Source organism: Stenotrophomonas sp. Sm2128 (assembly GCF_030985535.1).
GTDB lineage: Bacteria > Pseudomonadota > Gammaproteobacteria > Xanthomonadales > Xanthomonadaceae > Stenotrophomonas > Stenotrophomonas maltophilia.
The window spans coordinates 81,208-90,310 of sequence record NZ_JAPTFQ010000008.1; the positions used below are offsets into that span (position 1 = coordinate 81,208).

Genomic DNA, 9,103 nt, shown 5'->3' on the forward strand with positions numbered 1-9,103 from the left:
CAGATCGCGGCAAAGGCCGAGTCGAGCACGGCTCGACTCTACAAACGCCAAGCAGGCTTACGCGGCAGCGGCCTGCTCGCGGCGCGGGCCTTCACGCAGGGCGCGGCCGACCATGCCCACCAGCAGGTCCAGCTCCTCGCTGTCCATGCCGAAGTGCGGGGTGAAGCGCAGCGAGTTCTCGCCGCCGTGGATCACGTTGATGCCGTGCTGGCGCAGCCATTCCTCGGTCGAGTTGGCGCCGTAGCACTTGAACTGCGGGGCCAGCTCGCAGGAGAACAGCAGGCCGGTACCCTGCACCTTGGTGATCAGCCCGCCCAGCTCGTTCTTCAGCTGTTCCAGCTTGCGCACGGCCTCGGCACCACGCTCGGCGATGTTGGCGCGAACCTGCGGGGTCAGCTGGGCCAGGGTGGCGCAGGCCACGTCCAGCGCACGCGGGTTGCTGGTCATGGTGTTGCCATAGATGCCCTTGCGGTACAGCTGCGCGGCATGCTCGGTCACCGCCAGCACCGACAGCGGGTACTGCGCGGCGTTGAGGGCCTTGGAATAGGTCTCCATGTCCGGCGGGTCGAGGCCTTCGAAGCCCGGGTAATCGACCACCGACAGCACGCCATGCGCGCGCAGGCCGGCCTGGATGGAGTCGAGCAGCAGCAGGCTGCCGTGGGCACGGGTCAGTTCGCGGGCAACGGCATAGAACGACGGCGGCACCGAACGCCCCGGGTCGCCTTCGCCCATCACCGGTTCCAGGAACACCGCCTCGATGAACCACTGGTTGCGTGCGGCGTCCTCGAACACCTTGCGCAGGCCGGCTTCGTCGTACGGCGCCACGGTGATCACCGAGTCCTCACCGCGGTAGCTGGCCAGGTGCTGCATGTAGCTCTTGCGGCTGGAATCGGAATACAGGGCAGGGCGGTCGGTACGGCCATGGAAGCTGCCCTTGACCACCACGCGCTTGATCGCAGCGCCAGCGTGGCGCGCACCCGGGTCGGTCTGCAGCTTGGCGTTGACATCGGCGATGCGGGCGGCCAGGCCGACCGCTTCGGAACCGGAATTCAGGCACATGAAACGGGCGAACGGGCAGCCGCCACGGCGGTGGCCGATCTCGGCGCGCAGGGCGGTGATGAAGCGCTGCTGCGACAGGCTGGGGGTCATGATGTTGGCCATCACCTGCGGGCGGGCCATCGCCTCCAGCACGGCGTCAGGGGTGTGCCCGAAGCCGAGCATGCCGTAGCCGCCGGCGTCGTACAGCACGGCGCCCTTCAGGGTGACCACCCATGGGCCGCGCGCAGCCAGTGCCACGTACGGGGTCACCGCGTCATCGGCATAGAAATTGACGAAACCGTCCTGCATCGCGTCGATCTGCGCCTGTTCGTCCTGCGCCAGCAGCGGCCCCAGGTCGGCCTGCACGCGCGCGAATTCCTCGGCAGCGGCGTCCACCGCGGCGATCAGCTGCGGGTGGTTGGCGGACAGGGCGGTCAGGGTGGCATCGTCCAGCCCGGTGGTGAGACGGGTGCCGGGCTGGCTGCGCAGGGGGGCGAGGCGTTCGATGAAGCTCATTGCAGATCTCCTGAAACAATGGGTCGCACGGGTCTTCAAAAGCAAAACGCGCGTCATCACGCGCGCTTGGGGGCAGGCTCGTGCAGCGGACTTCCGGCTCGATGCTAGCACTTGTTTTTTTGCGCGATAACCCCGCAGAAACCTGCTGCATAGCAGCATTTTCCGCGACGTTCGCCGCGAAGCACGCCGGCTCGCAGACGCTGGACGTACAATGCGCGCCATTGTCGACCTGTTGCCGCCCACTGCCTTGAAGAAGTCCGATTTCCATTACGACCTGCCGGCTGAACTGATCGCGCAGGCCCCGCTGGCCGAACGTTCCGCAAGCCGCCTGCTGCTGGTACCGCCGGCGCCCGATGCCTTCACCGACCTGCAGGTGCGCGACCTGCCGTCGCTGCTGCAGCCGGGCGACCTGCTGGTGTTCAACGACACCCGGGTGATCCCGGCGCGCCTGTTCGGGCAGAAGGCCAGCGGTGGCCGCGTGGAGATACTGATCGAGCGCCTGCTGGGCGGCCAGCAGGCACGTGCCCAGGTGGGCGCCAGCAAGTCACCGAAGGCCGGCAGCCGCATCGCGCTGGATGCCGGCGGTGAAGCAGAAGTGCTGGGCCGCGATGGCGAGTTCTACGTACTGCAGTTCCATGTGCCGGAATCGCTGGAACAGTGGCTGCTGCACGCCGGCCGCCTGCCGCTGCCGCCGTACATCCAGCGCGAGCCGGGCGTGGACGACCGCGAGCGCTATCAGACTGTGTTCGCGCGCGAAGTGGGGGCGGTGGCGGCGCCGACCGCCGGCCTGCATTTCGACGAACCGCTGCTGGCCGCACTGAAGGACAAGGGCGTGGAGTTCGGGCACGTCACCCTGCACGTGGGTGCAGGCACCTTCCAGCCGGTGCGTGCCGATGACCTGAAGGACCACGTGATGCACCGCGAGTGGCTGAACGTGGGTGCCGAGCTGGTGCAGCAGGTGCGGCGCACGCGTGCCGCCGGCGGCCGCGTGATCGGCGTCGGCACCACCGTGGTGCGCGCGCTGGAAAGCGCGATGCGCGACGGCGAGCTGCTGCCGTTTGCCGGCGAAACGCAGATCTTCATCACCCCGGGTTACCGCATCCGCAGCGTCGACGCGATGGTGACCAACTTCCACCTGCCGGAAAGCACGCTGCTGATGATGATCTCCGCGTTCGCCGGCAAGGAGCGCGTGTTCGAGGCCTACCGGCACGCGATCGAGCAGCGCTACCGCTTCTTCAGCTACGGCGACGCGATGCTGCTGTTCCCGCAGGCGGGGTAGGGCCACAGCCTCTGCTTGTGGTGGGTGCGCACCGTTGGTGCGCACTTGCAGGTGCCTGGAGCCCCGGAAAGCCACGCTTGGCGTGGCTCTACTGCCGCTGGAATCAGTAGATCCACGCCATGCGTGGATGGCATCCCAACGTTCTTCCCGGCAGAAGGTGCACTGCGAGTGATGTGGTGACCACCCGCCAAGGCCAGTGGCGACGAAGGTGAAACCGCGCCCCGCGAGGTTTGTCGCTTTTTTCAGGATTAAGCGGGCAGCCCGCCGACAGGCGGTCGTCCAAGGCCTGCGACAGCGGGCTAGGATCGCATCGCGCAGACCCCGGGGAGGGGCCGGTGCCCCACCAAGGAGAACGTTCATGCGCCGGATTGCCGGGTTGTGCCTGATCGTGTGTGGCCTTTCGTCCTGTTCCAGCGTGCCCGATGTCGCCTACTGGCCCGAGCATGAGGCCCGTCCCCTCGCATTGCCTGCGCGCAGCGAGCGAATGGTGATCGAGATCAATGATGCCGGGGGCTTCCATTGGCCGGGCCAGTTCAACCGCCTGCAACGCTGGCTGGCGGCGGAACCTGTCGATCTCCCGGTGGTGGTCTTCATCAACGGCTGGCACCACAACGCATCGCCCAATGACAGCAACTTCACTGATTTTGAAGAATTCCTTGGCAAGGTCGAGGCCAAGGCGGGAACCCCGGTGAGGGGGCTCTATGTGGGGTGGCGTGGTGACTCCTACGATACCCCGCTGGCCTGGGAGCCGAGCGACTTTCTGACGGTTTGGGATCGAAAGAACGCCTCGGTGACAGTAGGGGAGAACGGGCTGGCGCAGGTGGTGGCCCTGTTGCGCGAGCAGCATCCGGAGAGGGCGGTCTACATGATCGGCCACAGTTTCGGCGGCTCAGCCCTGTTCCATGCCATCAAGGATGGCCTGGTGCAGGAGCAGTTGGATGGCTTCGAGTACTTCATGCTCAACCCGGCAGTGGCCGAGCGTGAGTTCGACGAGGTCGAGCAGGCGCTGGTATCCGCGTGGGCAGCGTCACCGGCATTTGCCGGAACAGTATCGATCACGGCTGCTGACGCTTTGCGCCAGCATCGAAAGGTGACGGTGCTGCAGGCGCAGGGCGACAAGGCCGTCGGTATGGGCTACCGGATTGCGTTCAGGGGCACGCCCATTGGATTTGACCGTCAGCGCCAGACCCATCGAGCCTGGGTCTGCGCCACGGCCGATGCCTGTCCGCCACCGCCGCTGGACGCCTGTACCGCAACGCTTGCCGATGGCCGTTTCGTTCTGCGCGCCCGGACCATACCGGGCCAGGGCTGTGCGCCAATGCAGCAACGTCCGGTCTGGGTGATCGCAGGCGCAGACAGTGTCTCGGCCGACCACAACGACATCCTGAACTCGATCCAGGCGGACGCCCTGGCCGACCTGGTGACGCAGCGCTGGCGGCTGCGGGCAGGGCGCTGAACGGCGTAGACAGGTCGTGGGGTTCGTCGGCGCCGGGTTTTGGGGGACAATACACAACTATTTGCCTGAATGACCGCTCCATGTCCCGACTGCAGTTCCAGCTCCAGACCCGCGACGGCCGTGCCCGCCGTGGCCGCCTGACCTTCCCGCGTGGCACGGTGGAAACGCCGGCCTTCATGCCGGTGGGGACCTATGGCTCGGTCAAGGGCATCCTGCCGGACCAGGTGCGTGCGCTGGGCGCCGAGATCATCCTCGGCAACACCTTCCACCTGTACCTGCGCCCGGGCCTGGACATCATCGCCGACCACGGCGGCCTGCACGGCTTCTGCCGCTGGGACGGCCCGATCCTGACCGACTCCGGTGGCTTCCAGGTGTTCTCGCTGGCCCACCGCCGCAAGATCACCGAGCAGGGCGTGACCTTTGCCTCGCCCACCGACGGCGCCCGTGTGTTCCTGGGCCCGGAAGAGAGCATGAAGATCCAGAAGGTGCTCGATTCGGACGTGGTGATGATCTTCGACGAGTGCACCCCGTACCCGGCCACCGAGGATGTGGCGCGCCGGTCGATGGAGCTGAGCCTGCGCTGGGCCCAGCGCAGCCGCAACGCGCATGACGAGCTGGGCAATGACGCGGCCCTGTTCGGCATCGTCCAGGGCGGCGTGCACACCGACCTGCGCAGCCGCTCGGCCGAGGCCCTGCAGGCGATCGGCTTCGACGGCTATGCCATCGGCGGCCTGGCTGTGGGCGAGCCGGAGCACGAGCGCAACGCCATGCTCGACCACCTGGACCCGGAGCTGCCAAGCGACCGTCCGCGCTACCTGATGGGTGTGGGCCGGCCGGAGGACCTGGTCGAGGGTGTCGCACGTGGCGTGGACATGTTCGACTGCGTGATGCCGACGCGCAACGCCCGCAACGGCCACTATTTCACCTCGTTCGGCACCGTTCGCATCCGAAATTCCCAGTACGCGCGGGACATGGACCCGATCGAGCCGGGCTGCGGCTGCGTGGCCTGCACCGGCGGTTACACGCGTTCCTACCTGCGCCACCTGGACCGCTGCAACGAGATGCTGGCGCCGATGCTCGGTACCCTGCACAACCTGTTCTATTACGAAAAGCTGATGGCCGACATCCGCGCGGCCATCGAGGCGGGAACCTTCCTGGCCTTCCGCGAGTCCTTCTACGCGGCACGCGGGGCGGTGGCCCCGCCCCTGTAACCCGAACGCCCCTGCCAAACGGCCCAAGGACGAACGCCCGGGGCCGTGGCATACTTCAAGGCTGACCCAGATCCGCGGTCGACACCTCGTGCCCGTGAAAGGGCCGAAGCGCCGCCCAACCAAAGGACCAACGATGAACCTGCTTGCTTTCCTGATTCCCGCCGCCCACGCCCAGGCCGCCGGCGGCCAACCGCAGGGCATGGGCCTGACCACGCTGCTGTTCCCGGTCATCCTGATCGCCATCATGTACTTCCTGATGATCCGCCCGCAGATGAAGCGGCAGAAGGAGCACAAGGCCATGCTGGAGAAGATCAAGCGTGGCGATGAAGTGCTGACCAACGGCGGCATCGCCGGCATCGTCACCGACATCGGCGACAACTTCATCACCATTGAAGTGGCTGACAACGTGCGCATCCGCGTGCAGAAGGGCGCTGTCGGCAACGTGCTGCCGGCCGGTACCCTGAAGTCGGCCCAGTAAGCCACTCCCTTTCCGATGCACAACCGCGGCGCCGGGGATGGCGCCGCGCGGGACCCAAGCAATGCTCGAATTTCCACGCTGGAAGTACGTCGTCATCCTGATCGTACTGGCGCTCAGCGCGCTGTACGCGCTGCCCAACATCTACCAGAAGGACCCGGCCCTCCAGATCACCGCCAACCGTGGCGGGCAGATCGACGATGCGCTGCGCGACCGTGTGCTGGCCGACCTGAAGACGGCCGGTGTCACCCCCGTCGGTGTCGAGAAGGAAGGGGAAAGCCTGATTGTCCGCCTGCCGGACCTGAAGGCGCAGTCCGCTGCCAGCGACGCCCTGCGCGACACCGTCGGCGAAAAGTACACCGTGGCCCTGAACCTGGCCTCGACCGTGCCGGACTGGCTGGCCAACCTCGGCGGTCGCCCGATGGTGCTGGGCCTGGACCTGCAGGGTGGTGTGCACTTCGTGCTGCAGGTCGACCAGAAGGCCGCCCTCGACAAGCGCCTGGACGCCTACACCGAAGACGTGCGCAGCACCCTGCGTGACGCGCGCATCGCGTACCAGTCGGTGGAGCGTCGCGCGGACAACAGCATCGTGGCCAACCTGAGCCCGTCCGCCGGTGATGACGCCGCACAGCGTGCCCGTGCGGCGCTGGTGAAGGCGCAGCCGACGCTCGGCTACGACGTCAGCGGCAACCGAATCACCGTGACCGTGCCGGAGACCGAGATCGCGCAGATCGCCAATGGCGCCATCGAGCAGAACATCAACACCCTGCGCAACCGCGTGAACCAGCTCGGCGTGGCCGAGCCGATCATCCAGCGCCAGGGTGCCGACCGCGTGGTCGTGCAGCTGCCCGGCGTGCAGGACACTGCCGAAGCCAAGCGCATGATCGGCGCCACCGCCACCCTGGAATACCGCGCGGTGGTCGAGGGCAATGCCCAGGACGCCATCGACTCCGGCCGCATCCCGCCGGAAGCGAAGGTCTATCAGCGCCGTGACGGCGGCGGTCCGATCCTGCTGAACAAGCGCGTGATCGTCACCGGCGACCAGATGGTCGGCGCGCAGGCGGTGACCGACTCCACCAGTGGTGCCCCGGCGGTCAGCGTGACGCTGAACAACGTCGGCGGCCAGCGCATGTTCGACTTCACCAGCGCCAACGTGAACAAGCCGATGGCGGTGGTGTATACCGAACGCGTGCCGACCGTGACCCTGGTTGACGGCCAGGAAGTGCGTGGCTTCAAGGTCAATGAGGAAGTGATCTCGGTGGCCAACATCAACGGCGTGTTCGGCAAGAACTTCCAGACCACCGGCCTGCAGAAGAAGGAAGCCGACGACCTGGCCAAGCTGCTGAAGTCCGGCTCGCTGGCCGCGCCGATGGACTTCGTCGAAGAGCGTGTGGTCGGCCCGAGCCTCGGCGCCGAGAACGTCAAGAACGGCATGCGCGCAGTGGTGTTCGCGTTCCTGTTCACCCTGGTGTTCTTCAGCGTGTACTACCGCATGTTCGGCGTGATCACCTCGGCAGCGATGCTGTTCAACCTGCTGATCGTGGTGGCGGTGATGTCGCTGTTTGGCGCGACCATGACCCTGCCGGGCTTCGCCGGCCTGGCGTTGTCGGTGGGCCTGTCGGTGGACGCCAACGTGCTGATCAACGAGCGTATCCGTGAAGAGCTGCGTGCCGGCGTGCCGGGCAAGACCGCGATCGTGACCGGTTACGAGCGTGCCTCGGGCACCATTCTCGACGCCAACCTGACCGGCCTGATCGTCGGTGTGGCGCTGTTCGCATTCGGTACCGGTCCGCTGAAGGGCTTCGCACTGACCATGATCATCGGTATTTTCGCCTCCATGTTCACCGCGATCACCGTGTCGCGTGCGCTGGCGACGCTGATCTACGGCCGTCGCAAGAAGCTCCAGAACGTGGCCATCTGACGGGACGACACGCACAATGAAACTGTTTCCGCTGCACATCCTCCCGAACGACACCAAGATCGACTTCATGCGCTGGCGCCATGTCGCCATGGCAGTCACCATCGTGGTGTTCCTGGCCTCGGTCGCCATCATCGGCATCAAGGGCTTCAACTACGCGCTGGACTTCACCGGCGGCACCCTGATCGAAGCCCGCTTCGACAAGCCGGTGGACGTCGAGCAGGTCCGCAACAAGCTCGAGCAGAGTGGCTTCGAAGGCGCCCAGGTCCAGAGCGTCGGTGGCAACACCGACCTGCTGATCCGCCTGGCCCCGCACGGTGAGCATGCGCCGGGTACCGGTGACGCCGCCGCCGAGGACAAGGCCACTGCTGCCGCAGTAGTGAAGGCGCTGTCTTCTGCCGACAACCAGGCCACCGTGCTGCGCAACGAGTTCGTCGGCCCGCAGATCGGCAAGGACCTGGCGATGAATGGCCTGTACGCGACCATCTTCATGCTGGCCGGCTTCCTGATCTACATCGCGGTGCGCTTCGAGTGGAAGTTCGCGGTCACCGCCAGCATCGTGGCGATGTTCGACCTGATCGTGACGGTCGCTTACGTGTCCCTGCTGGGTCGTGAGTTCGACCTGACCGTGCTGGCCGGCCTGCTGTCGGTGATGGGCTTTGCGATCAACGACATCATCGTGGTCTTCGACCGCGTCCGCGAGAACTTCCGCAGCCTGCGCGTGGACTCGATGGAAGTGCTGAACCGTTCGATCAACCAGACGCTGTCGCGTACGGTGATCACCGCGGTGATGTTCTTCCTGTCGGCGCTGGCGCTGTACATGTACGGCGGCAGCTCGATGGAAGGCCTGGCCGAGACGCACATGATCGGCGCGGTGATTGTGGTGCTGTCCTCGATCCTGGTGGCGGTGCCGATGCTGACGATCGGCTTCCTGCGCGTCAGCAAGCAGGACCTGCTGCCGAAGGCGAAGGACGTCGAGGCCCTGGCCCGTCGCCCGTAATTGCCTGCTGCCCGCAGCACACAGAGAACCCCGCGCAAGCGGGGTTTTTTGTGTGCAGGGCTTGCAGCCCTGCACCCGCGGTAGTGCCGGCCGCTGGCCGGCAACAGCAACAGCGTGCATTCCGTGGTTGGGCGGGGCGGTGTCGGAGTGCGGGGACGCCGCAAGTACGTCCGTGTAGGCTTGGCAGCCGCATCCATGCGGCTGACACCC

At 66.4% G+C, this 9,103-nt stretch carries 7 protein-coding genes; 6 read left to right on the forward strand and 1 reads right to left on the reverse strand.

Going from position 1 to position 9,103, the window contains the following annotated elements:
- Positions 1 to 57 precede the first annotated feature (57 nt).
- The gene (locus tag O0K41_RS04345) at positions 58 to 1,554 is read right to left on the reverse strand and encodes an aminotransferase class III-fold pyridoxal phosphate-dependent enzyme (RefSeq protein WP_005409254.1); all 1,497 of its coding nucleotides are present in this window, start codon (positions 1,552 to 1,554) and stop codon (positions 58 to 60) included.
- A 211-nt stretch (positions 1,555 to 1,765) separates the two neighbouring features.
- On the opposite strand from O0K41_RS04345, the gene queA reads away from it, so the two are divergent.
- The 6 genes from queA to secF all read left to right on the forward strand — a co-directional run bounded on the left by queA (position 1,766) and on the right by secF (position 8,893).
- Entirely contained in the window at positions 1,766 to 2,833 is a 1,068-nt protein-coding gene (gene queA, locus O0K41_RS04350; RefSeq protein WP_012479927.1) for a tRNA preQ1(34) S-adenosylmethionine ribosyltransferase-isomerase QueA, read from the forward strand.
- Positions 2,834 to 3,191: 358 nt separating this feature from the next.
- Positions 3,192 to 4,289, forward strand: a complete 1,098-nt coding sequence (locus O0K41_RS04355) for an alpha/beta hydrolase (RefSeq protein WP_123958480.1) — start codon at positions 3,192 to 3,194, stop codon at positions 4,287 to 4,289.
- An 80-nt stretch (positions 4,290 to 4,369) separates the two neighbouring features.
- A complete protein-coding gene (gene tgt / locus O0K41_RS04360) occupies positions 4,370 to 5,500 on the forward strand; it encodes a tRNA guanosine(34) transglycosylase Tgt (protein ID WP_005409256.1) in 1,131 nt (376 codons plus the stop codon).
- Positions 5,501 to 5,633: 133 nt separating this feature from the next.
- On the forward strand, positions 5,634 to 5,978 hold the full coding sequence (gene yajC, locus O0K41_RS04365) for a preprotein translocase subunit YajC (protein ID WP_005409257.1): 345 nt from the start codon (positions 5,634 to 5,636) through the stop codon (positions 5,976 to 5,978).
- A 61-nt stretch (positions 5,979 to 6,039) separates the two neighbouring features.
- Positions 6,040 to 7,896, forward strand: coding sequence for a protein translocase subunit SecD (secD, locus tag O0K41_RS04370; RefSeq protein ID WP_005409258.1), 1,857 nt, complete (start codon positions 6,040 to 6,042; stop codon positions 7,894 to 7,896).
- Positions 7,897 to 7,912: 16 nt separating this feature from the next.
- Positions 7,913 to 8,893 carry a protein translocase subunit SecF gene (secF, locus tag O0K41_RS04375; RefSeq protein ID WP_005409259.1) on the forward strand — a complete coding sequence of 327 codons (981 nt, stop codon included), beginning with the start codon at positions 7,913 to 7,915 and terminating at the stop codon, positions 8,891 to 8,893.
- The last annotated feature ends 210 nt before the right edge of the window (positions 8,894 to 9,103 follow it).